The organism is Streptomyces sp. CLV115, assembly GCF_038448545.1.
Classification (GTDB): Bacteria; Actinomycetota; Actinomycetes; order Streptomycetales; family Streptomycetaceae; genus Streptomyces; species Streptomyces sanglieri.
Genome location: NZ_JBCEWQ010000019.1, coordinates 15,658 through 37,190, shown reverse-complemented (window position 1 = coordinate 37,190; position 21,533 = coordinate 15,658). Strand labels below are relative to the sequence as shown.

20 protein-coding genes and 1 pseudogene are annotated in these 21,533 nt (G+C 69.6%); 6 read left to right on the top strand and 15 right to left on the bottom strand.

Annotated features, from left to right (window positions below):
* Nucleotides 1-63: 63 nt before the first annotated feature.
* Nucleotides 64-987, bottom strand: a complete 924-nt coding sequence (locus tag AADR41_RS10155) for a TIGR03620 family F420-dependent LLM class oxidoreductase (RefSeq protein ID WP_342280997.1) — start codon at nucleotides 985-987, stop codon at nucleotides 64-66.
* A 108-nt stretch (nucleotides 988-1,095) separates the two neighbouring features.
* Between AADR41_RS10155 and AADR41_RS10150 the strand changes: the two genes are divergently transcribed.
* Nucleotides 1,096-1,689 (top strand): TetR/AcrR family transcriptional regulator, encoded by a 594-nt coding sequence (locus AADR41_RS10150; RefSeq protein WP_342280996.1) that lies wholly within the window; start codon nucleotides 1,096-1,098, stop codon nucleotides 1,687-1,689.
* Between the two features lie 40 nt (nucleotides 1,690-1,729).
* On the opposite strand, the gene AADR41_RS10145 is transcribed toward AADR41_RS10150, so the two are convergent.
* From AADR41_RS10145 to AADR41_RS10115, 7 genes are all read right to left on the bottom strand, one after another.
* Nucleotides 1,730-2,029, bottom strand: coding sequence for a hypothetical protein (locus tag AADR41_RS10145; protein ID WP_342280995.1), 300 nt, complete (start codon nucleotides 2,027-2,029; stop codon nucleotides 1,730-1,732).
* Between the two features lie 418 nt (nucleotides 2,030-2,447).
* Nucleotides 2,448-3,275 carry an ABC transporter ATP-binding protein gene (locus AADR41_RS10140; RefSeq protein WP_342280994.1) on the bottom strand — a complete coding sequence of 276 codons (828 nt, stop codon included), beginning with the start codon at nucleotides 3,273-3,275 and terminating at the stop codon, nucleotides 2,448-2,450.
* On the bottom strand, nucleotides 3,272-4,255 hold the full coding sequence (locus AADR41_RS10135) for an ABC transporter ATP-binding protein (RefSeq protein ID WP_342280993.1): 984 nt from the start codon (nucleotides 4,253-4,255) through the stop codon (nucleotides 3,272-3,274). Before AADR41_RS10135 ends, AADR41_RS10140 begins: the two co-directional genes overlap by 4 nt.
* 4 nt (nucleotides 4,256-4,259) lie before the next feature.
* Nucleotides 4,260-5,111: an ABC transporter permease gene (locus AADR41_RS10130; RefSeq protein WP_342280992.1), complete on the bottom strand. Its 852-nt coding sequence runs from the start codon at nucleotides 5,109-5,111 to the stop codon at nucleotides 4,260-4,262.
* Nucleotides 5,108-6,055, bottom strand: coding sequence for an ABC transporter permease (locus AADR41_RS10125; RefSeq protein ID WP_317859734.1), 948 nt, complete (start codon nucleotides 6,053-6,055; stop codon nucleotides 5,108-5,110). Before AADR41_RS10125 ends, AADR41_RS10130 begins: the two co-directional genes overlap by 4 nt.
* A 6-nt stretch (nucleotides 6,056-6,061) precedes the next feature.
* The gene (locus AADR41_RS10120; RefSeq protein WP_342280991.1) at nucleotides 6,062-7,717 is read right to left on the bottom strand and encodes an ABC transporter substrate-binding protein; all 1,656 of its coding nucleotides are present in this window, start codon (nucleotides 7,715-7,717) and stop codon (nucleotides 6,062-6,064) included.
* 13 nt (nucleotides 7,718-7,730) lie between these two features.
* Nucleotides 7,731-8,915, bottom strand: coding sequence for a C45 family peptidase (locus AADR41_RS10115; RefSeq protein ID WP_342280990.1), 1,185 nt, complete (start codon nucleotides 8,913-8,915; stop codon nucleotides 7,731-7,733).
* Nucleotides 8,916-9,055: 140 nt separating this feature from the next.
* On the opposite strand from AADR41_RS10115, the gene AADR41_RS10110 reads away from it, so the two are divergent.
* Both AADR41_RS10110 and AADR41_RS10105 read left to right on the top strand, forming a co-directional pair.
* The gene (locus tag AADR41_RS10110; protein ID WP_342280989.1) at nucleotides 9,056-9,946 is read left to right on the top strand and encodes a MurR/RpiR family transcriptional regulator; all 891 of its coding nucleotides are present in this window, start codon (nucleotides 9,056-9,058) and stop codon (nucleotides 9,944-9,946) included.
* 663 nt (nucleotides 9,947-10,609) lie between these two features.
* Nucleotides 10,610-11,152, top strand: coding sequence for a GNAT family N-acetyltransferase (locus tag AADR41_RS10105; RefSeq protein ID WP_342280988.1), 543 nt, complete (start codon nucleotides 10,610-10,612; stop codon nucleotides 11,150-11,152).
* A 221-nt stretch (nucleotides 11,153-11,373) separates the two neighbouring features.
* Here AADR41_RS10105 and AADR41_RS10100 read toward each other — a convergent pair.
* Nucleotides 11,374-11,677, bottom strand: a pseudogene (locus AADR41_RS10100) (hypothetical protein).
* A 51-nt stretch (nucleotides 11,678-11,728) separates the two neighbouring features.
* Between AADR41_RS10100 and AADR41_RS10095 the strand changes: the two are divergent.
* Nucleotides 11,729-12,049 (top strand): VOC family protein, encoded by a 321-nt coding sequence (locus tag AADR41_RS10095; RefSeq protein WP_342280987.1) that lies wholly within the window; start codon nucleotides 11,729-11,731, stop codon nucleotides 12,047-12,049.
* A gap of 33 nt (nucleotides 12,050-12,082) precedes the next feature.
* Here AADR41_RS10095 and AADR41_RS10090 read toward each other — a convergent pair whose 3' ends face one another.
* Together AADR41_RS10090 and AADR41_RS10085 are read right to left on the bottom strand one after the other, a co-directional pair.
* On the bottom strand, nucleotides 12,083-12,751 hold the full coding sequence (locus AADR41_RS10090) for a hypothetical protein (protein WP_342280986.1): 669 nt from the start codon (nucleotides 12,749-12,751) through the stop codon (nucleotides 12,083-12,085).
* A 405-nt stretch (nucleotides 12,752-13,156) separates the two neighbouring features.
* Nucleotides 13,157-13,699 carry a DinB family protein gene (locus AADR41_RS10085; RefSeq protein ID WP_342280985.1) on the bottom strand — a complete coding sequence of 181 codons (543 nt, stop codon included), beginning with the start codon at nucleotides 13,697-13,699 and terminating at the stop codon, nucleotides 13,157-13,159.
* 437 nt (nucleotides 13,700-14,136) lie between these two features.
* Between AADR41_RS10085 and AADR41_RS10080 the strand changes: the two genes are divergently transcribed.
* Entirely contained in the window at nucleotides 14,137-15,234 is a 1,098-nt protein-coding gene (locus AADR41_RS10080; protein WP_342280984.1) for an AI-2E family transporter, read from the top strand.
* Nucleotides 15,235-15,699: 465 nt separating this feature from the next.
* Here the strand turns inward: AADR41_RS10080 and AADR41_RS10075 are convergent, their stop codons facing one another.
* Both AADR41_RS10075 and yidD read right to left on the bottom strand, forming a co-directional pair.
* The gene (locus AADR41_RS10075; RefSeq protein ID WP_342280983.1) at nucleotides 15,700-16,506 is read right to left on the bottom strand and encodes a DUF6042 family protein; all 807 of its coding nucleotides are present in this window, start codon (nucleotides 16,504-16,506) and stop codon (nucleotides 15,700-15,702) included.
* A 244-nt stretch (nucleotides 16,507-16,750) separates the two neighbouring features.
* On the bottom strand, nucleotides 16,751-17,206 hold the full coding sequence (yidD, locus tag AADR41_RS10070) for a membrane protein insertion efficiency factor YidD (RefSeq protein ID WP_342280982.1): 456 nt from the start codon (nucleotides 17,204-17,206) through the stop codon (nucleotides 16,751-16,753).
* Between the two features lie 334 nt (nucleotides 17,207-17,540).
* Here yidD and AADR41_RS10065 point away from each other — a divergent pair, with 334 nt between their 5' ends.
* Nucleotides 17,541-18,233 carry a DUF1963 domain-containing protein gene (locus AADR41_RS10065; protein ID WP_342280981.1) on the top strand — a complete coding sequence of 231 codons (693 nt, stop codon included), beginning with the start codon at nucleotides 17,541-17,543 and terminating at the stop codon, nucleotides 18,231-18,233.
* Between the two features lie 406 nt (nucleotides 18,234-18,639).
* On the opposite strand, the gene AADR41_RS10060 is transcribed toward AADR41_RS10065, so the two are convergent.
* Together AADR41_RS10060 and AADR41_RS10055 are read right to left on the bottom strand one after the other, a co-directional pair.
* On the bottom strand, nucleotides 18,640-19,965 hold the full coding sequence (locus AADR41_RS10060) for a BNR-4 repeat-containing protein (RefSeq protein WP_342280980.1): 1,326 nt from the start codon (nucleotides 19,963-19,965) through the stop codon (nucleotides 18,640-18,642).
* A gap of 227 nt (nucleotides 19,966-20,192) precedes the next feature.
* Entirely contained in the window at nucleotides 20,193-21,494 is a 1,302-nt protein-coding gene (locus AADR41_RS10055) for an extracellular solute-binding protein (protein ID WP_342280979.1), read from the bottom strand.
* Nucleotides 21,495-21,533: the final 39 nt, after the last annotated feature.

The window sequence follows — 21,533 nt, the reverse complement described above, 5'->3', positions numbered from 1 at the left end:
CCCGGAGCGAAGGGTGCGGAGCACAGGGCGAAAGGCAGGCTCACCGCAGAGGCGGGGCGCCGCTCATACTGAGTGGTGGGGCAGGAGAGCAGCGGCGAGTTCGCGCCACTCGCGCTCCGGCAGAGCGGTGGCGTCGGCGGTGAGCACTTGCAGGCAGACGTGGTCGGCTCCCGCGTCCAGGTGCTCCTGAACGCGTCTGCGGATCGCTTCGGCGTCCCCTTGGGCGACGAGCGCGTCCACCATCCGACGGCTCGGTCCGCCGACGATGTCCTCGTCGTTGAAGCCGAGTCGCCGGACGTTCGCTTCCTGATGCGGTGCCGAGAGGTAGCCGGCGACGTGTTCTGTGGCCACTTGGCGGGCGCGGCTCAGGTCGGCGTCGAGCACCACTGCCTGTTCCACGGCGAGGAAGGCGTCCGGCCCCATGATCCGGCGCGCCCGTGCGGTGTGGTCGGTGGACACGAAGTAGGGGTGTGCGCCCCAGGTGTGTTCGGCGGCCAGCTGGAGCATCTTCGGCCCGAGGGCGGCCAGTACGCGGCGCGGGGCCGGGTCCGCCAGGGGTCCGTGGGCGGGTACCGCGTCCATGGCCTGCAGGTAGGCGCGCATGGTGGTCACCGCTCTGCCGCGGGCCGGTACGGGATAGCCGTCCAGTTCGTGGACGGTGTCGTCGACGCGATGTCCGCCCAGGCCCAGTACGTAGCGGCCGGGGAACGCCTCGCCCAGCGCACGTGTCGCGGTAGCGGTGGCGATCGGATCCCGGAACGCGATGTTGGCGATGCCGGAGGCGACGACGATGCGCTGTGTCGCCGACAGCAACAGCCATGCCTGGCCCACCGTGTCCCGGCCGAAGGCCTCCCCGAACCAGATGGCCCCGAATCCCAACTCCTCGATCTCCGCGGCCGATTCCCGTACCCGCCCGGCCGGCTGCCCCTCGTAGGCGAAGGTCCAGATCCCGACCCGTCCCAGCTCGGTCTGCCCGCTGTTCGTCATCCGCACTCCTCAGGCCACACATTCCGGAGAGGTTCTCCGTTTGATGGGCGCTACTATACGGAGAACCACTCCGCTTGGCTGGCCCGAACTCGACCGGAAGGCGGGACGATGACGACCACACCCGGACACGTCCCCGAGCGACGTCCGCGGCGTACCGATGCGCGACTCAACCGGGAACGTCTCATCGCCACGGCGCAGGAGGTATTCGCCGAAGCCGGACCGGAGGCGTCCCTCAACGAGGTCGCCCGCCGGGCCGGCGTCGGCCCGGGAACCTTGTACCGTCACTTCCCGAACCGCTCCGCACTGCTGACCGCGATCCTCAAGGACCGGATCGAGACGCTGTGCGAGCTGGCCGGGACGCTGTCCTCCTCGGAATCCGCCGATGACGCGCTGACGCACTGGCTGCGCGCATTCCTCACCCACGCCAGGGTCAACCAGGGGCTGGGAGGCGCGTTGATGGTCGGGGAGCCGGTCGCGCCGGGGTTCGACTGCCATCGGCTGATCCTGAACACGGCAGCCGAACTTCTTGCCCGGGCCCAGCGGCGGGGAACGGCACGCGCCGACCTGACCGCCGACGACCTGGTCCAACTGGTCGTCGGGATTGCGCTGTCCACAGCTCGCAGCCACGACGCGGAACAGCCCGAACGGCTGCTCACCCTGGTGCTCGATGCCACGTACGGGGCACCGCTTCAGCACGAGTGAGCCGGAGCGCGGCGGTTGTCACCCGGGCGGAATCCCTCCGTCAGGCACCGTGCTGCCGGGCCGACGCGATACCCGCCCGTACCGCTTCCAGCAGGGCTTCCAGGCCCTGCGCCCGTTGCCATTCCTCGGCCGAGTGGTGCCATGTGTGCTCCGACGCCGGGGCTTCGGGCGAACCGGCGACGATCACGACGGTCCACCGCCCCTTCCGGTCAGGGCCCGTGACCCGCAGGTCCATGTTCCGGATGTGGAACCGCCGTGGATGGCTGCCGAAGACCTCCAGGATCCGGCCGTCGAACGTGTAGAACTCTCTACCTGCCCTGGCCGTGATCTCGTCGGTCATGGGGTGACGCTACACGCAGGAAACCGCAGCTGTCAGGCCCCCGGCCGCCGGGAGCGACGACCGTGACCGAGACCGTGGTGACACCCGCGAGGAGTCTGCCGCGGCTCCGCTCGATGTCGCGCCACCGGCCGTCCGGGGCGGCGCTGGGGGCCACGTCCCTGGTGTTGCGAAGCGAACCCGGCATGGGCAAGGGCAAGCAGTGTGACGAGCCCCGGCAGCACCGGCGTCGTCATGACGTGACCGGGCAGGGCAAGGACGTACGGGGTGAACATGCCGAGGCGTGCGGCCCCGGGGTGCTCCGCGCCGGGCCGCGGTCACCGAACGCAGTGCCCTCCGGGGATGCGGACACGCGGATCCCGGGGGGCACTGCGTTCGAGTGAGGTGGCCTGCGTCAGCCGTTGCGCGCCGGGTCAGTGCCTCATGCCATTGCCGCCCGGGCCGTGACCGCGTCCGCCGGATCCCAGCCGGCTCGTGGCACCGAGGCCAGCAGCAGCCGGGTGTACGGGTCCTGCGGACCGGCCAGCACCTCGGCCGTCGGTCCTTGCTCCACCACCGTTCCGCGGCGCATCACCAATACCTCGTCCGTGATGTGGTGGACGACCGCCAGGTCGTGGCTGACGAAGACCAGAGCCACCCCGGTGTCCCGGCGGATCTCGCTCAGGAGCTGAAGGATCTGCGCTTGGATCGACACGTCCAGCGCGGCCACTGCCTCGTCGAGGACCAGGACCTTCGGCTCGACCGCCAGCGCCCGTGCGATGGCCAGCCGTTGCCGCTGGCCGCCGGAGAGGCCGTGTGGCCTGGCCTCCGCCTCCCGGGCGCCGAGCCCCACCCGGTCGAGCAGCCCGTCGGCCACGGTCGTCGCCCGGCCGTGCAGACGCAGGGCCGTGGTGAGGCACTGGCGGGCGGTGAGCCGGGGGTCCAGGGAGACATAGGGGTCCTGGAACACCATCTGGATCTCCCGGGCCCGTGCCAACCGGGCCTCCCGGCGGCGCGGGGTGCGCGGGGCGCGGGGCCGTCCGTCGACGGCGATGCTGCCCGCGTCCGGCCGTACGAGACCGACCAGCATCCGGGCCACGGTCGACTTGCCGGACCCGGACTCGCCGACGATTCCGAGTGAGCCGCCCGCCGGGACGGTGAAGGTGATGCCGTCGGCAGCGGTGAGGCGGCCTCCGCCGGGCAGCCCGTATGTCTTGCGCAGTCCGTCCACGGCCAGCAGCGGTGCGGTCTGCGGTAGTGCGGTGGTCATCGGTCATTCCTCCTTTCGGTGCCCGGCCCCGACAGCACGGGCAGGCGGCGGCAGGTCGCGGCGCCCTCGCCGTCCAGCGTCACCGGCTCGGGCCGCCAGGTCGAACACTCCGGTTCGGCATCCGGGCAGCGGTCGGCGAACTCGCAGCCGCCGAACGCGTCCGCGAGCGACGGCGGGCGACCCGGGATCGGGAGGATCTTCCGCCGCCCCTCCCCCAGCGTCGGGGAGCAGGCCAGCAGTCCCTTCGTATACGGGTGGCGGGGCCGGTCGAAGAGGCCGCCGGCGGGCTGTTCCTCGACGATCCGGCCCGCGTACATCACGTACACCCGGTCGCAGTACGCAGCGGCCAGTTGGAGATCGTGTGTGATGAACAGAAGGCCGAGGTTCCGATCGGCCCGCAGGGTGCGCAGCAGCGCGAGGATCTCGGCCTGAGTGGTGACGTCCAGGGCACTGGTCGCCTCGTCGGCGAGGAGCAGCCTGGGCTCGGCGGCCAGCGCGCCCGCGATGACGACGCGCTGGAGCATTCCCCCCGAGAGCTCGTGCGGGTGCTGGCGGAACCGGCGTTCCGGGTCGGAGAGGCCGACCGTGTCGAGGAGCTCGACGGCCCGGGTGCGAGCCGCCTTCTTGTCGAGTCCGGTCCCCGTCAGCCGCTCGACCAGGAAGTCGCCGATGCGGCGGACCGGGTTGAGAGCGGAACGCGGATCCTGGTGGACCATCGCGACGGTACGGGCCCGGTGCCGGCGCAGTGCGTCGCCGGTCAGTGCGAGGACGTCCGTGCCGTCGACGCGGACCGAGCCGGAGACAGCCGTTCTCTCGGGGAGTGTGCGCAGCGCCGCCCTGGCGGTCGTCGATTTGCCCGAGCCGGACTCGCCGACCAGGCCGACCACTTCGCCGCCCGCCACCCGCAGGGAGACATCGCTGAGGACGGGCCGGGCGGTGCCCGGGAGTTCGAGGGTGAGGTTTTCGATGTCGAGGAGCATGCGGCTACCTCCTGCTGCCGAGTCGGTCGGCGGCCCAGACCCCGACGACGTTGAAGGACACCACGACGAGGGCGATGGCGAAGCCGGGCACCAGGGCCGGCAGGAGCGCACCCTGGACGACGGCTGCCTGCCCCTCCTGCACCATCAGGCCCCAGTCGGAGCTGGGCGGCTGGGCGCCGAAGCCCAGATAGGAGAGCGTGGCCAGGGACATCAGGGCCTCGCCGAACAGCACGACCAGATAGCCGATGATCGAACGGCCGAGGTTGGGGACGAGGTAGCGGGCGCAGATCCTCGCTCCGCCCATGCCCTGGACACCGTAGGCGTCGATGTAGGGCTTTCGGCGTTCGGAGAGTGCCACCGAGCGGGTGTATTTGGCGACGGTCGGGGTGTAGGCGAGTCCGAGCGCGAGCACGGAGGTCGTCATTCCGGCGCCGAACACGGCGATGATCAGAACGGTGAACAGCAGTCCCGGAAAGGCGTACATGACGTCGGTGAGCCGGGAGACCACGGTGTCGACCCAGCCGCCACGCCATGCGGCGAGTGTGCCGAGGGTGACACCGAGGACGGCGGCGATGGCCAGCAGGAGGATCGGGGCGACGAGGCTGGTGCGGGCCCCGTACAGCACCCGTGAGAGGAGGTCCTGTCCGGAGGAGTCGGTGCCCAGCAGATGTTCCGGGCCGGTGCCGACCAGGGACGCGGACAGGTCGATGGTGTCGGGGGCGTACGGGGCGAGAAGCGGGGCGAGGAGCGCCGCCAGGACGACCACGACGAGCGTCCCGCCGGCGATCACCACACCCACCGGGCGGCGGTCCTTTCCGGTCTTCGGGCTGACCCGGTCAAGGGTGAACGCGCTCATGCGGAGGCCTCCTTCACCCGCGGGTCGAGCAGGGGGTGCACCAGGTCGACAAGGGTGGTCACGACGATGTAGCCGGTGACCATGAGCAGGAGTACGGCCTGTGCGACGGGGAAGTCGTGCGTGTTGATCGCCCCGACGAGCAGCGAGCCGATGCCGCTGATCCCGAAGGCGGTCTCCACGACGACGGTGCCGGCCAGCATGCCCGCCATGACCAGACCGCACATGGTGACGATCGGGCCGAGCGCGTTGCGCAGCACGTGCCGGACCACGATCTCCCGCTCGCGGATTCCGGAGGCGCGGGCGACCTCGACATGGTCGGCCGCGCCCGCGTCGACCATCGACTGCCTGGTCACACGGCTGATCAGGGCGAGCGCGCCGAGCGCCAGGGACAGGGCGGGCAGCGTCAGATGGTGCACGGTGCCCGCGAATCCCTCGCCCCTGCCGGTCACCGGGAACCAGCCGAGCTGGACGCCGAAGACCGCGACCAGGGCGATGGCGGAGACGAAGGAGGGCACGGAGGCGGCCAGCGTCGTGCCGCCGACGACCGTCGAGTCGATCCAGGTTCCGCGGCGGACGGCGGCGAGCACGCCGGCGCCGACCCCGAGGACGACGAAGAGCACGGTCGCGTACGCCACGAGGGTGAGCGTCGTCGGGAAGCGGGCGGCCAGCAGATCGGCCACCTGGTCGCTGTACTTGAAGGAACGGCCGAGGTCGAGCTGGACGCAGTCGCCGAGCCAGCGCCCGTACTGCACGACGAGGGGCTCGTCGAGGTGGTACTGGGCCCTGACCAGTTCCAGCTTCTCCGGGGAGAGCTTGTCGCGGCCCCCGGCGAGGAAGACGGCGGGGTCGCCGGGCGCCGCGTACACAGCGGCGAAGATGACGAAGGAAGCGGCGAGGAGTGTGGCCAGCAGTCCGGCCAGCCGCCGGGAAATCCGGGCGAGCATGCGCGATCAGCCCTTCTTCGAGCCGAGTCCGGCGGCCCACGGGTAGTAGAGGTAGGCCATGGAGGCGGGCGGTCCGGTCAGTTTCTCGTTGAGGACGAGGACGGAAGGCACTTGGGCGACCGAGATCCAGACGGCGGCGTCCGTGAACGTCTTCTGGACGTCGACCGTGAGTTTCGCGCGCTCGGCGTCGTCGAGCGTGGAAAGCGCCTTCTTCACCTTGGCGTCGTACGCGGCGTCCTTGAAGCCCACCCAGTTGTTGGAGGAGTCGGAGAGCGCGTTGTCGTAGAAGCCCATGGGGTCGGCCTTGGAGATGTACCAGTCACCGACCAGCACATCGATGTCGGCGCGGGCCTGGGGATCGCTGTAGAACTGCTCGAACTGCGAGGTCGGCACGGTTTTGATCTGCCCCTTGAGGCCGATCCGCTGGAGCGCGGCGCGCACGGCATTGGCGACGACGGAACGGCCCTGGCTGGCGTCCGTGCCGATCACCACCGGCTCGGTGGGGTCGGCGGCCGCCTCCTTCACCAGGTTCTTGGCCTCGGCGAGATCCTCGGCGGTCGGGGCGGCGGGGGCGTAGGAGACGGCCTTCTGGGCGGCCTCGAAGACGGGCTTCTCGTAGCCCCAGGCCCCGGAGCCGACCGGGGTGCCCCAGGGCTGGACCATGCCGCCGTAGCCGGATGCGGCGATGCCCTTGCGGTCCAGTGCGAGGGAGAGCGCACGGCGGATCTTCGGGTTCTTCAGTCCGCCGCGCTCGGTCGGGATGAGGACGAGGGAGGCGGTGGAGGGGCCGTAGTGCTGCTCGATGCCCTTCTTGCTCCGGAGAGCCGCCGCGGTGTTGGGCGATTCGGCGTAGGCACCGTCGGCGGCGCCGGTCGCCAGGGCGTTGACGAGGGCGCTGTCGGCGGCCCAGCGGAAGGTGACCCGCTTCGTCAGGGGCTTCTTGCCCCAGTACGCGTCGTAGCGCTCGATGGTGATGGAGTCGCCCGACTTCCAACTGCCCAGACTGTACGGGCCGGTGCAGGCGTCGGGCTGTCCCGGCGTACCGAAGTCCTTGCCCGCCTTCTCGACCTGCTCCTTGTTCCAGACGATGCCCGCGTCACCGGCGAGTGCCTTGAAGAACATGGCGTCCGGCGCCTTGAAGGTGATCGTGATGCGGCGGTCGCCGGTCTTCTTCATCGAGGCGATGTTGCCGAACTCGTCGCCCTGTTCCATGTCCGGATCGGCGTGCCGCTTCAGGCTCCAGAGCACGTCGTCGGCGGTCATCGGGGTGCCGTCGTGGAAGGTGACGCCGGAGCGCAGGGTCAGTACGAGGGTCTTGTCGTCCGGGGTTTCGGCCTTTTCGGCGAGGAACGGCTTCGTCGACATGTCCGGCTGGAGCTGGTACAGCCGCTCGCAGACGTTGGTGAGGACGACGCGGCCCGCGCTCGATCCCTGGGTGTCCAGGTCGAGCGAGTCCGGCTCGTCCTCCAGGAGCCAGTTGGCGTTGGCGAGTTCGCCCTTGGCCGGCGTGGTGGTCGGGGTGAGGTCGAGCGAGGCCGCGTCGGTGGTCCGGGATGCGCCTGCGGTGTTCTGGGTCGCTCCACTGCAGCCCGCTGCGGCGACGACGGTCGCCGCGACGAGGGCCGCGGCCAGGACCGGCCTTCTTGAAGAGGTGTGCGTCATCACTGAGTTCCTGTCAGTTCTGGCCGAACGGGCCGTCGTAGAGGTTCCAGGGGAGGTGCTGGTACTCGCGGTCGCAGGGGGTGCCCGCGGTCACGTGGTAGTCACCGGAGGTGAGGTCGGCCAGGGAGGAGACGAGCGTGGTCCACTGCTCCAGCTCCGGCCGGCGCGGATCGGGGTGGGTGCACAGGGATTCGGGATGGCCGAGGTGATCCGACATCGCCCGGCGGATGATCCTGCGCGACTCGTCGGGGCCTGCGGAGCCGCGCAGCGCCTTCAGCCCTTCCGTGGCCCGGGGGACGCGGACCAGGGAATCGGACGACATGGGCCGGTAGCCGGCGGCGGCCAGCTGTGCGGGAATGCCTGCCTGGTAGTGGTTGCCGTGCACCAGCAGGCCGTCGGTCGGATACATCCAGCCGTGCCCGGCCGGGGTGGTCTCCAGGTCGATGGCGAAGCCCTCACGGCAGGTGAGCAGGGCGTTGCTGGCGATATGGGCCCGGGTTCGGCAGAGCACGTCGAGGGCATCGGTGATGTTGTCCTGGTCCAGGACACTTCGGCGTACGACGGTCTGGGGCAGCCCGATCGCGTCGCTGAACCGGCCGCCGAGGCCGTTGGCGTTGAAGGCGAGCCCGGCGGAATTGGCGCCCTGGCGGCCGATCTGACCGGCCTCGACCTGCATGATCAGGGTCGGCTTGGGGGGTTGGACAATCCTGATCATGACGACGGTGTCGGCGACGCCGGCCCGCCAGTCCCAGTTCTGTCCGGCGTAGACGTGCCCGTCGCCGCTGGCCTCGCCGTGGACGGCGAAGGAGGTGCAGCCCTCGGCGGGTTCTTCCTCGCTCGCCCGCCCGTCGGCCTCCATCTGCGCGAAGGACTTGTCGTAGATGACCTCGCCCCGGGCGTTCAGGGCGAGAACGTCCAGCAGACCGACGCCGGCACCGTCCGCGATGCCCTGCATCTCGTCGACGAGGTGGGGTGCGTAGTCGCGTACCGGCTCCAGCCAGTGGGCGGCCCGGGCGGTGACCCGGTCCCAGGCCAGTCCCGCGGACCGGCCGAAGGCCTCCTCGTAGTAGCCGAGCGCGGCCTGTACCTGGGGCCGCACGGCCTCGCCGTACTGGCGGCCGCGCTGAAGCGGGCTGCCGGAGATCTCGATGACCGGGAGGACCCGGGCGGGCCCGGGGGCCGTGGGGCGGGGTGCCATGCTTCTCCTCGCTTGGGAACGCACTCCGAACGACGCCACAGGACAACGACAATCCTGTAACGTCGATTACGAGTTGCGTTCCGATTGGAACGTACTGCCCAGGAACAGTAACGTCGGTCACACGGAAGTCAATGGTTGTAATGGAGATTCCAGAGAATGGGGCCGGAGCGACTCGGCTGCGTGCTGCGATTCGCGATCAATGGGACGGTCTGTCCACATCTGAGCGAGCCGTCGCGCAGCACCTGGTCAGTGCTCCTGTCGGGCAGCTGCTCTTCGTCAGCGCCCAGGAGCTGGGGGCCGCCAGCTCCACCAGCAACGCCACCGTCGTACGCGCGCTGCAGCGCCTCGGCTACGCGGGGCTCCCCGCCCTGAAGCGCGAACTGGCCAACGACTTCACTGCGGCCGTCGCCCCCGAGGAGCGCCTCAAACAGCGCATCGCGCATGTGGGCCAGGACCTGGAGTCCATTTGGACGGACGTCTTCGACGAGGCCCAGGACCGCATCGACCACACCAGGCGCCTGACCGAACCGGAAGCCCTGAAGCGCTCGGTGACCGCCCTCGCCGAGGCGCGCGAGGTGTTCTGTTACGGAATCGCCGCCTCCGAACCGGGCGCCCGCCACCTGGCGTTGGCGCTCGGCCGGATCGGCCGACGGGCCCGCTTCGTCTCCGAGACGGGCTTCGCCCTCGCGGACCAGTTGCTGGCTCTGGAGCAGGGCGACAGCGTGGTGATCTTCCAGCCGGGCCGCCGGCTGGTGGAACTGACCGTCATGATGGAGCGGGCCCGTGCGGTGGGCGCCAAGGTCGTGCTCGTGACGGACGAACTGGGCGAGGCGTACGCGGACCGGGTCGAGGCGGTCCTGACCGCACCGCACACCCCGACCGGGATCACAGCGGAATCGCTGACGGGGCTGCTCGTCGCGGACGCGCTGCTGCTCGCGCTGGCCACGCTCGACGAGACCCGGGCGGTCGAATCCTCGCACCAGCTCACCGCGTTGCGTGAGCAGTTGTTGGATCCCAAGCGGCGAACCTGAGAGGGCGGGCCGAGGCCGAGGGGCTATGGAGGTCGGTCCCGGGGAGACGGTGATGCGGGTTCGTGGGGCGGCGGCCGTGTTGTGGTCCAGCGCGGAACGCGGCACAGCGAGCCCCGGGTGCCGTACGTGAACGTCACGCCCGGGGACCGGGACGGGTGGGCAGGAGGCGGCCCGGGCAGACGAAGCCTCCGTCGCCCGCACACCCATCGAGTTACCCCACCCCCGACCGATGCGGTGTGGGAGGGGTACCCGGTTGGTGCGCGGGCGAAGAGCGCCCGCGCCGCGGCGCGGAAGGCGATGGCGGCGTACGGAGGTCCCCGCCAGCCGGGCATCCTGTGCCGCAGGCAGCCAGGGCCGTGGCCGAGACACAGCGAAATGAGCTGGATTCGGTCGGTCAGGGGTGCTGACCTGCATGGGGAACGCCGGATAGCAGCGATGCCGCCGTCTCCTCCCGAGCCGTCTCCCGGTCGGCGAGCCGCTGCCGACTGCCGCGGGAACGCGCCGCCAAGCTCACCCGCCAACACCGGGCCGACCTCCACCGGCTGAGCAGGCACGGCCAGGGGCGCCGACACCGTTCCCGCGAACCCACCCGTCCCCGCCACGAGCACCGTCGCGCGGAGCACGGGCCGGCTCACTGTCAGACCCTCGTGCGAGGATCCCGAAATGGCCAACGGCTCCCCTTCATTGACGCAGTTCACCTCGGCGGACAGCGTCTCGCCCAAGTTGCAGCACGCACTCGCCGACTGCTGGATCGAAGTCACCAATGCCGGCGGAGCGGCCGGCTTCCCCTTTCCTCCGATCGACCACACTCAGGCGGTCCCGGCTGTGGACCGGATGGTCGGTGCCCTCGCACCCGCTACGAGTCGCCTGCTGACCGCAACCGATCACGGCGAGCTCGTGGGCTGGCTCAACGTCCGGCGTGATGCCGGGGCACTGATCGCACACTGGGGCACCCTCCACCATGTGCAGACCCGCCCGGCCGTCCGCGGCCGGGGATACGGGGTGGCCCTTATGAACGAGGCACGCAGGTTCGCGCGCGACGAGATGAACCTGGAGCAGCTCCACCTCGCGGCCCGGGCAGGCGTCGGCCTTGAGGACTTCTACGGACGGCTCGGATGGAAGGAGATCGGCCGCTGGCCCCGTGCCCTGCGGCTGGCACCGGACGACGATCGCGACGAGGTCCTCATGCTCCTCGACCTGCTCTGAGAGTGCCGGGCGCATTCAGCCGACCGCACCAGGCCCGACATCACGCCATCGGTGACAGGACACGGCAGGGGAGCGACCCGGCCAGGGGGCCTCAGTTTGAGGGCTCATCGCGGAAGAGGGCGCAGTCGGGGTCGGCCGGTCTTCGATGTCACTGAAACGGATTCCAACGCTCGGCCGCGCACCCCTGTCCGGGCGCGACGAGACCTGCGCCGGGGAACGAGCTATGCGCCGTCGTTGCCCTCGCGCAGGGAATGGATCATGCTCTGCAGGATCCGGAACACGCTTGACTGCTCGTCCTCGGTCATGCCGGCCAGCATTCTGACCTCGACGGACCGGACCGCTGCGGTCGCCTTCTCCAGACTCCGTCGACCCCGAGGCGTGAGCCGCGCGGGGAGAAGTAGTGCGTCACGCTCATCCCGAGCGGCCGCAGCACCTCGTCCATGGCCGCACGGAGAGCACTCGACGCCTCTTTCAGCAGGTAGCCCAGTGACGTTCAAGGTCGACGCCGGCACCGTCCTGATTCATGTCAGTTTTTCTGACACAGATTGACCCGTGTCAGAAAACTGACATGCGAGAATGCCCGCCACCGGCCCCGACTTCATCTCACTCCAAGCGCGCGACCTCGACGCTTCACAGGCGTTCTACGAGCAGTACCCCGGCCTCGTCCGCTCGCAGTCAGGCCCTCCGCACGCCGTCGTCTTCGAGACGAAGCCAATCGCATTCGCACTCCGTGACGTCGTTCCCGGCACCGATCTCGCATCCGTTGCTCAGCCCGGCATCGGTGCCGCGATCTGGCTCCACGCCACCGACGTCCAGACCATCCACGACGCTCTCGTCGCCGACGGTCACACCATCGTCTCCGCGTCTACCTGTGGCTCGGCCCGGGCAGTCTCCTGACGACCAACAGCGGAATCCTCTTGGTCCGAGCGATCACGCAGCCGTCGCCGCGCCAAGGTATGGGGCGAAACAGTCGGCGACCTCTGCCGCCACAGCCACCGCGTCGAGCGTCCCGTCGACTTCGATGACGCGGATGCCGAGGCGGCGGGCGTTCTGTGCCGCGTCCTCGGCGACCAGCCGGTCACGGGCGAGACGGTTTGCCTGGGATCGGGCCGGGTCAGTGACAGGGACGTTGAGGGTTCTCGCGCGCGGGAGGGTCCGGATTTGGTGCTGCCGGAAGTCCTCGGTGGGGATGAGGACGACCATTCGCCGGAGTGAGTCGAGCAGCGGCGCGACCAGCTCCGGTCGCAGCCCCCATCCCTCAGCGATCGCCGGCCGGCCGGTGAACAGTGCGCGAAGGTCGTCCAACGCCCACTCGAAGCGGACCGGGAAGCCGGCCAGCGTCTCGGCGGCCATCTCCTCCGGGCCCTGGTCCAGCCAGACATGGTCGGGGGTGGGATCCTTCACGGGCTCACCCAGGGCGACACGACGCGCGATCCGGCGATCCTGGTGTCCGCGGGCGTCGTGATAGTCGTAGTGGTACACCGTCAACCCGTACTTCTCTGCAATGAGTTCGGCGACGGTGGTCTTGCCGGACCACTGTGCGCCGCCGATCCACAACGCGCGCTGCAGACTGCCATGTGGATCCCAGACGTCTGACATGAGTGTCCTCCTGTTGGAGAGCGGTGCGGACCTCCGCTCGGGAACGAGTTTCCTGGTTTGACAGCAAAAATTGCAGTCTTGTCTTCGCCGGGCGGTTCACAGAGAGTGGAAAGGGAGGGGTGGATCGTTCCTTTCGCGCTCCTGGTCGTGGCTGCTGCCCCGTTGAGTCGCATGGTCAGCGGCAGCCCACAAGGTGCGCTCACCATCTCGAAGGAAGGGTCACGATCGGGCGGTTGGCAGACGCTCCCAATCGATTCCGGGACATGGGGCGACGCAGACCTGCCCGCCCTGGTCGAGTGGAGCAGGGCACCAGGGCCTCAGCGCTCGCCTGAACCATAACGACCTGGGGAGCCATTGGGCTCGACGTCGCGGTTGCCGTGCTGGACGACGTTCCTTCTGCTGAGCCTATTGCTTCTTGAGTCGCGACTTCGAGGCCGCCCAGATCAGCTGCAACTGCCCGATCTCGGCGACGTTCTTCATCAGCTCGGCGTTCAGCCAGGCGATCATGCGTCCGACGGTGTTCTCGGGAGGGGTCTGCCACGGCAGCGTGGAGGCAGCGTCCAGATCGGCGTCGGTGAGTTCGTCGAGGATCGCCAGCCACTGGGTACGCAGATCCTGGAGCCAGGCGACGGTCGCCGGTCCGTTGCCGGGCCAGGTGATGTCGGTACGCTCCCGGGGCGTGCGTCCCTGTACGTGAGCGATGGCAGTGCTCCACCACCAGCCGATGTGCCAGCTCGCCCAGCCGATGGTGGGAACGGGAACGGGGTCGGGCTCGGTGTCGGCCCAGTCCGGCCGCCAGTTCCCGGCGGCGTCCGGGCGCACTGTCCAGGTCAGGTCAGTGGGCTCCCACAGAAAGACCTCGGGTGCAAGCCGCTCCAGGTGGTACTCGAACAGTGACCAGGTCATGTCGAACTGCCAGCGCAGTAACTCACGGCGGGGATTCCTCATCGTTCGATCCTCGCATGGTGCCCTGGAACGCAGCCCTCACGTCGCATGAGCGGGGCGGAGGCGCCCGGCGCCGGACGGCCGGTGCGGGCCGTAAGGGGAAGCCGGCTTTCCCGGACCGGCGCGGCCTGCGTCTACGGACCTTCGATGATGTCTTCGCCCACGCCGAAGCCGAAGACGTCGGCCTCCGCATCGTTGGCACGGCTGTCCAGGTCAGACGTCCCAGGGCCGCGGCAGACGGCTCCGCCCGTAGGGTGTATTCCTGCGCATGTCGCTTCAGGAGCCCCGGTCATCTCATTCCGTGCTGATACCAGCAAGGAATGCCCAGGAGATCGCATCTGCAGCCCGACATCACGCCCTCCGAACGATCATTCGACGGACGGAGGCTCCGGATCCGCACGCCGTCGCGCCGGACGCTGCGCGGGCTCCCCCGCCCCGCGATGCGGAATCCCGTCAACGCGCACCGGTCCAGAACGCCGCACGAGCCGCAGGTGAACCCCGCACTGCGGACGACCGCCGCCTATGCCTGGCGCATCCTCGTCGTGGGTGTCGCGGTGTACGCCGCCTTCTCGGTGCTGGGACAGTTCCACGAGGTGGCGGTGGCCGTCTTCCTCGGTCTGGTCGGCACCGCGATACTGCGTCCGGTGGCGGATCTCCTGGCTCGTGCGATGCCACGGCCGCTCGCCGTGACCGTGACGCTGCTCGGCAGCGTCGCCCTCGTTCTCGGCATCCTGACCTTGGTCGGCGAGGCGGTCGCCGGGGAAAGCGCCGGACTGGAGAGGGAATTCGGCGAAGGTCTGCGCCGGATCGAGCGATGGCTGGAGGGCCCGCCGTTCCGGCTGGACCCCAAGACGCTCGACGATCTCCAGTCCCGCACCGGGCAGTTCCTGTCGAGCCACCGTTCCGCACTGATCAGCACGGCCCTCAGCGGCGTGGGACGGGTGGTGGAGGTGGTGACGGTGTTCGCGCTCGCCCTCTTCTGCTCGGTCTTCTTCATTCACTCGGGCGACCGCCTGTGGAGCTGGTTCAGCGACCAGCTTCCGCAGACGGCCCGGGCCCGGGTGTTGATCGCCGGTAGTGCGGCCTGGCGGACGTTCACCGGATACACCCGCGGAATCGTCCTGGTGGCGGCAACCAACGCGATTCTTGTGGGACTGGCGCTGTTCGCCCTCGGCGTGCCGCTGGCTCTGCCCCTGGCCCTGCTGGAATTCTTCGCCGCCTTCGTCCCACTGGTCGGCTCCCCCATCGCGCTGGCAGTCGCCGCCGTGGTGGCTCTGGCGTCCAAGGGCGTGCTCGTGGCCGGCGTCGTCGTGGCACTGATCGTGGTCATCGGCCAAATCGAGGGCCACCTGCTGCACCCGCTCGTACTGAGCTGGGCCGTCCGTCTGCATCCGGTCGTGGTCGCGCTCGCGGTGATCGGGGGCGCCATCACGGCAGGGGTGCTGGGCGCGGTGGTGGCAGTGCCACTGGTGTCCGTCGCCTGGTCGGTGTACCAGACTCTGCGCCAGGCCCGTGATTCCGTGCGGGAAAAGACATGATCGAGGCCGTCGGGATCGCGGTCGCCGCAGGTGCTCAATCACTGGAACCGGAGTTGTGCCAGGCGCCGGACGACCCCGGCTGCCGTGCCGTACGACTCGGGCTGCCGTGCCGTACGACTCGGGCCGGAATCCCTCGGCGGTCGCATTCCGGAAGACCTGACCAACGCCGTGATCCAGGTCGGTCGACGACCCCGCATATCCGCGGGTCCACGAACGCGGCGCCCACTGGGTCGTGAGGAAGAGCAGAACCGGTGGAGCGTGGCCTGCGACACCGGCCCTGTATCCCCCTCCGCCGGGCGGATCACCCACGCCAGAGGGCACGTCGGCTCGTCAGCGGCCGATCGGGAGAACTCGGTCCGGGCCGTTCCCACGCGGACCTGCCGCGGCGGACGACTTCCCCGAGGCGCTGTCGCCGTGTACCGGATCAGGCGCGCGGCCTGCGTTCCCACGACGCCCGGCACACGCTCAGTCTCGGATGATCAACGGCACCGAGGTCGCGTCGAAGTGGTCCCAGTCCATGACCAGACGGAAGCGCCGGTGTGCCTCCAGGCGTTCCACGTCTGCCGACTCCTGGCCTCGCCGCACCTGGGCGTGGCCGGACTCCACAAGCTCCGCGAGGGCGAGGCGGACATCATCGGCATCGTGGCCGGTCGCGGCCGCCAGGCGGTCCAAGGAGGTGAGGAGCTCCTGCGGTTCACCCAGATTGTCGACCAAGTACGTGGTGAGCGTGTTGACTAGCGGCCCGGTGCGCATCCCCCTGCGGATCCGGTCGAGCTGTTCGGTGAGTTCGTCGTCCAGGGTCAGCAGGTCAACGGGGAGCGGCAGTACGGCGGGCATCGACCACCGGGTGCCTTCCGGCGTCTCCTCACGGCCGGCCAGGCCCCATGTCAGGTAGAGCTCGGACAGGTCCCGCACGGTCGTGGGAACCGGGAAGCCGGAGGCCGAGAGCATGGCGCCGAACGCCTTCCAGCGGTTCGCCTCATATGCTTCACGGCCCTCCGGTGCCTCCTCGTGGTCCCATTCCGCGTCGGGCCACGAGAACGTGAGTGCGCCGTCGAGGTTGCCGCCGATCATGTCCCACCGGCCTGCGAAGATCTCCCGCAGGAGGTCGTCCAAGGAGCCGGTGCAGCCCGGTTGGCTCGCGGTGCCGATGAGCATCGTCAGCGCGAAGCTCTGACGCGGCAGGACGTGGTCCCAGCCCGACCCCCACCAGTCGTTGTGGATCACCAGGTCCCGGCGCGACTCTGGGACAGACGCATGCTCGGTCATCATCAGCTCTTCCTCAAGAGACGGCCAAATACTCGCAGCGTAAGCACAATTGAGGGGAGCGCCCGCGCTCCGGGCCGGGGGCGCGCTGTGGATCGTGGTGGCCTCAGTCCTGGCTCTGCGCGGGGAAGCTCTCGACCCGAATGTCGGGGGGACCGAAAAGTGCCGTCGGTGTGGAAGCCTCCGCAGTTCTGGCGCGGGGTGGTGTGGAAGAGCAGGTCGCAGCGGACGAAGTCGGCCTCCGCGCCGGTCAGGTCGCGGAGAAGTACGTCGTGTCCCGTCCGCCGGGCACCGGGTCGTGGAGCCCCCGCCGCCGGGCAGCTCCCGGCCGGCACCGCAGAAGACGTCCCAGAACCAGCCGGCCACCACGCAGGGCACCGTGCCGGTGCAGCGCCTTGACCGCGTATGTGGAGCAGCTCGGCGTGTACGGACAGCACGCGGGCAGCAGTGGACTGGCTTTCGTCCGGTAGTGCCGGACGACCTCGTACAGGGCACCCGCTGCCCGGCCGTCCGGGCGGGGTGCCGCCGGATCATCGCCAGTGGGTCTCAGGGGCCCGGCCACCCCGGGCGGCAGGACGACCAGGAGGAGGGAGACGAACCACAGGTCGGGGCAGCACGTACGGCTCCAGAAGCAGCTGTCGGCGCATGCGTCGCCGCAGTTCTCCTTCCGGCTGCCGCCCCTGTCGTTCTTGCGCCGCCGCGCCATCCGGCCTCCCTCTTCTACGACTTCGCCGTGATCCTACGCAGCACCCATGGAGCCCCAACGAGCGCTGCCGCAGCTTCCCGGCGAGGCCCGTTGGAGTCGGAACCGGCAGACCGCCGGCCTCCGCACTCACCGGCAAAGCCAGTCGTGCGGCTGCTGGTCCGCCACGTACGATGCGTGCGTGCCCGCACTTCAAGAAGAACAAGTCGTGCAGTTGTTGCGGCCGCTGATGCGGACACGCACCGTACTTGAGCCGGTCCGGAGCCCGCCCGAGGCAGGTGCGCGTGAACGCCGCCGACGGCACGACGCTCCTCCGCCCGTGCCTGCGCGGCCCCCTGTGACTCAGGAGTTGGTCGCCACGCGGTTCGGCGGGTTCCCGACGGCGGAGGAGGGCGAGACCTGGCCCCTGTGCGACGGCTGTGCCGACGACCTCACGTTCGTCGCGCAGGTCGACCACTCCCGCGACGGCCTGCACGACAGGCTCCCCATCTCGTTCTTCACGTTCTTCTACTGCTGGAAGTGCCACCCGTGGGGGCGGAGACGCGAACTGGGCGGATGGCTCGTGCGCTCCTACACCGCCCTGCGGCACCCCAAGGTTCTTGTTCATGGCACCGAGCCCGACTTCGAGGAATGCCACGCGGTGCCACGCCTGGAGAAGTCGCTGCCCGACGCGGTGGGAATGTGCCTGCACTGCCCTGAGCTCTGGGACCTTGTGCCGGGCGACAGCGGATCCCCCGAGGCATGGGCGAACTGGCGCGTCGTCGATCGCGCCGCGCTCGGTCTGACTCAAGGGCGTGCCCGAGCGCCGCACATGCGCAATGTGGCGGTGGCACTGGGCGGATACCCGCACTGGGCGAACGGCGGGGACGAAACGCCGGTCTGCACGCAATGCATCCTGCCGATGGAGTTGCTGCTGCAGATTCCGCCGAGCGAGCTCACCGACGCGATGTGGGGTGACGTCGGAACCCTGTATCTGTTCATGTGCCGCGTACACACCCAACAGACCGGCCTGCGGATCCAGTGCACATGAAGCAACAGGTCACCCCGGATGGGTGCCTCGCACCGGTCCGACGACCGTGCCCGTGATGCCGCCCGGCTGCACGGTCGTAACGGGAGGAGCCGGATTGATCCGCGGCATCCTGGTCGTCCGGTACGAGAGCCGGACGGTGGAGAGGCTGAAGTGACCCGGGGTGACAACGACGGCGGGCAAAAGGCCCCGCTCGCCGGTGGCGAGCGGGGCCTTCGCCGGCAGGGGCAGCGGTCGGCGTTTCCAAACGGTCGTCACTGCGGGAGTCGTGACCACGGCGACCTGGGACGGCGGCAGCGGCCACCGTCGCTGTCCCCGGGGCGTGGTCACGGGCAGGACGGGACAGCCAACCGCCGGGCTGCACCCCGTCGCCCTGCCCCACCCTTGGCCCCGCCCCCGGTTCAGGGTCTCAACGAATTCCGTAGTAGAGGGAGTTGTGCGCCGTGTCCGGCAGGTACAGCACGTCATGGCCGTCCGAGTCCCGCCGGACCGCGAGCCGGTCCGCGCTCACGCCCGGTGCCGCGGACTCCGCGGTCCAGGTCCCGTCGGCCGCCTGCGTCGCGGCGAAGACGCGGTCGGTGCCGGAGCCGGTGACGTAGTAGATCCGCTTGGTGTCCGTCCCGTCCCAGGTGATGCCGATCGCCGCGGCGGTCTGGCCACCGGCGTAGACGGTCTTGCGGACCCAGTCGCTGCCGCTCGGGTACGCGTAGTAGACACGGAAGTTGCCGCCGCTGTCGGCCGAACGGTAGCGGTAGGCGACCTTCGGGGTGGAGCCGTCGAGGGTGAGCTTGGCGCTCTGCACCGCCGGGCCCGTGTAGGTGTTGTCGCTGCTCCACACCTCGTCCGCGGTGAGGTCCTGGATCACGTCGGAGGTGGCGGGTGTCACCGGGGTGGTGACGGCCGCGCCCGTGCTGTCCGTGAAGGCGCCGGTCGACGGGTCGTAGCGCAGGTAGGAGAGCTGGTGCCGGAACGCGCTCGACGGGGCCTTGGACCACTCGTACAGGATGTGCACGCGCCCGGCGGCGTCCACCGTCAGGTCGTCGGGGTACACGGCGCGGTTCAGCGCGCCGGCGAAGGTGGCGACCACGCTCCAGCGCGCGGCGGCGTTGTCCCAGCGATACAGCTTGCCGGGGCGCTGGTCGGCGCCGGAACCGGTGCGGACGGTCAGGTACAGGTCGCCGTTGGGCGCGGTGGTCACGACCGGGTAGGTGATGCCCACGCCCTGGTCGGGCAGTTCGGACGCGTGATCCGTGACGTCCCCGCCGGGGGCATCGGTGCGGAAGTAGCGCCAGGTGTCGGTGTGCATGGAGGCGAACACATGCAGACGGCCGCTGCCGTCGCGCGCGACGGACGACTGGTTGTGACCGTTGTCGTCGGGGAACTCGGCCTGCTGCCCGCTCTTGTCGAGGAGCGGCAGCCGGCTCCACACCCCGTCCGGGTCGCGCCGCGCGATGGCCGGACGGTGCGTGGCGGCCGTCGAGCCCGGCTCGTTGAAGGCGAAGTACGTGTACTGACCGCGTCCCTTGTACGTGGCGACCGGCGTCCACCAGGCGGCCTGGTTCGACGAGTCCATGGCGTACGGGACCTTCTCGATCGCCGTCGCCGCCGCTGCCGCGGTGGCCGCGGTTGCGGTGCGGTCCGTGTCGTCGGCCCGGGCGGCGGCCGGGACGAGCGCGAGCAGGGCGGCCAGGGACGCGGCTGAGGCCGCGTACGCGCGTGCCGTGGGACGTCGCAAGGTGAACTCCTTCGTGGGGGTGTGGCATGTGACGGTGAGGCGAACGGGAGTGTTCCGGCAGGTCGGTACCCCTCCACTGCGCCCGGAATTTACAGCAGTTCCCAGATCATGAACAGAGGTTGCACAATGCGGAAATTGAATACGTCATAGGGAAGGTGCGTGCGGCATGACGAAGGGCCCGGTGATGGCCGTTTCGACCTTCACCGGGCCCTGAGCGCCGCGCCGAGTCAGCGCCGAATGAGGGCGGAGACGTCCTCCTTGGCCTTCTTCATCGCGTCCTTCGGCTTCGACTTGCCGACCAGGACCGCCTGGACCTGCTTGGCCACGGCCTCCTCGATCTGGGCGTTCTGCGCGAACTGCCAGAACGGGCTGCCGGTCGCCGTGTCGGTGATCTTCTCGGTCCACTCGGTGGTGAAGGTGTCCTGGGCGACCTTCGGGTCGGACAGGCCCGCGGTGGTGGACGGCGGCAGGGCGCGGGAGGCGAAGTACTCGGTGGTGGTGGCGCGGTCGGAAGTGGTGTGCAGCGCGAACTGCGTCGCCGCGTCCTGCCCCTTGCCCTTGACGATCGCGATCACGCCGCCCCACAGCAGTGCCTGCGGCGTGTCGCCGGCCTTCAGCACCGGACGCTTCATCGGCTGCATCGCGTCGGCCAGCGTCTTGTCCTTGGACTGCGCCGAGGTCACGCCCTTGCCGATGATGGCGTCGTCGTAGAAGGCGGCCTTGCCCTGCCCGAACAGGGCGCGTGCGTCGAACCGGTCCACGTCCGAGGCGATCAGCTTCTCGTCGTGCAGCTTCTTGTACCAGGTGACCGCGTCGACGGAGGCGTCGTCGCCGATGGTCACCTCGTCGCCGTCCATGAGCGTGCAGCCGAAGGTCTGCATCCACGGGAAGATGTCCTTGAGCTGCGCGACCTTCGTGGCCGCGGCATAGGGCACGATGCCGTTGCCGAGCCCCTTCAGCTCCCGCAGCGCGCCCTCGAACTCCTCGATGGTGGTGGGGTGCTTCTTGATGCCCGCCTTCTCCAGGAGCTTGGAGTTGGCGATCACGCCGATCGAGCCGGTGTTCCACGGCAGACCGTACTGCTTGCCGTCGTACATGCCGCTCTCCAGCGCCACATTCGTGTATCCCCCCTTCATGGCCGCGGAGTCGAGTTCGGCGAGCTTGCCCATCTGCGCGATCGCGGCGAGCCAGGCGATGTCGAGGTGCACCGCGCCGGTCGTCTCCCCACCGCCGAGCTTCAGGGTGAGCTGGCTCAGGTACTCGTTGTACGGGTACGAGACCGCGCGGATCTTGGAGCCCTCGGCCTTCTCCCACGCCTTGATGATCTTCTCGATGGAAGGCTTGGCGGCCTCCTCGTTGAGCGACCAGGAGGTGAAGTCGAAGTCCTTGGACTTCGTGTCACCTCCGTTCGAGGAGGTGCTGGCGCCGGACGGTGCGCAGGCGCCCAGCGCACCGGCTCCGGCCACACTGAGCGCGCCGATGCCGAACATGCGCAGCGCGCCGCGCCGGCTGATGCCAGAGGTGGTCATGGTCTCTCCATGGGGAGTGAACGGAAGGGAAGGGTGTGG

Excerpts from the sequence above, each read along its gene's own strand:
- AADR41_RS10125 (WP_317859734.1), bottom strand. The coding sequence starts at position 6,055 with ATGCTCGCCCGGATTTCCCGGCGGCTGGCCGGACTGCTGGCCACACTC.
- yidD (WP_342280982.1), bottom strand. The coding sequence starts at position 17,206 with ATGGCGCGGCGGCGCAAGAACGACAGGGGCGGCAGCCGGAAGGAGAAC.
- AADR41_RS10115 (WP_342280990.1), bottom strand. The coding sequence starts at position 8,915 with ATGGCACCCCGCCCCACGGCCCCCGGGCCCGCCCGGGTCCTCCCGGTC.
- AADR41_RS10120 (WP_342280991.1), bottom strand. The coding sequence starts at position 7,717 with ATGACGCACACCTCTTCAAGAAGGCCGGTCCTGGCCGCGGCCCTCGTC.
- AADR41_RS10105 (WP_342280988.1), top strand. The coding sequence starts at position 10,610 with ATGGCCAACGGCTCCCCTTCATTGACGCAGTTCACCTCGGCGGACAGC.
- AADR41_RS10080 (WP_342280984.1), top strand. The coding sequence starts at position 14,137 with ATGCGGAATCCCGTCAACGCGCACCGGTCCAGAACGCCGCACGAGCCG.
- AADR41_RS10140 (WP_342280994.1), bottom strand. The coding sequence starts at position 3,275 with ATGACCACCGCACTACCGCAGACCGCACCGCTGCTGGCCGTGGACGGA.
- AADR41_RS10145 (WP_342280995.1), bottom strand. The coding sequence starts at position 2,029 with ATGACCGACGAGATCACGGCCAGGGCAGGTAGAGAGTTCTACACGTTC.
- AADR41_RS10090 (WP_342280986.1), bottom strand. The coding sequence starts at position 12,751 with ATGTCAGACGTCTGGGATCCACATGGCAGTCTGCAGCGCGCGTTGTGG.
- AADR41_RS10075 (WP_342280983.1), bottom strand. The coding sequence starts at position 16,506 with ATGATGACCGAGCATGCGTCTGTCCCAGAGTCGCGCCGGGACCTGGTG.
- AADR41_RS10150 (WP_342280996.1), top strand. The coding sequence starts at position 1,096 with ATGACGACCACACCCGGACACGTCCCCGAGCGACGTCCGCGGCGTACC.
- AADR41_RS10110 (WP_342280989.1), top strand. The coding sequence starts at position 9,056 with ATGGAGATTCCAGAGAATGGGGCCGGAGCGACTCGGCTGCGTGCTGCG.
- AADR41_RS10130 (WP_342280992.1), bottom strand. The coding sequence starts at position 5,111 with ATGAGCGCGTTCACCCTTGACCGGGTCAGCCCGAAGACCGGAAAGGAC.
- AADR41_RS10135 (WP_342280993.1), bottom strand. The coding sequence starts at position 4,255 with ATGCTCCTCGACATCGAAAACCTCACCCTCGAACTCCCGGGCACCGCC.
- AADR41_RS10055 (WP_342280979.1), bottom strand. The coding sequence starts at position 21,494 with ATGACCACCTCTGGCATCAGCCGGCGCGGCGCGCTGCGCATGTTCGGC.
- AADR41_RS10155 (WP_342280997.1), bottom strand. The coding sequence starts at position 987 with ATGACGAACAGCGGGCAGACCGAGCTGGGACGGGTCGGGATCTGGACC.
- AADR41_RS10085 (WP_342280985.1), bottom strand. The coding sequence starts at position 13,699 with ATGAGGAATCCCCGCCGTGAGTTACTGCGCTGGCAGTTCGACATGACC.
- AADR41_RS10095 (WP_342280987.1), top strand. The coding sequence starts at position 11,729 with ATGCCCGCCACCGGCCCCGACTTCATCTCACTCCAAGCGCGCGACCTC.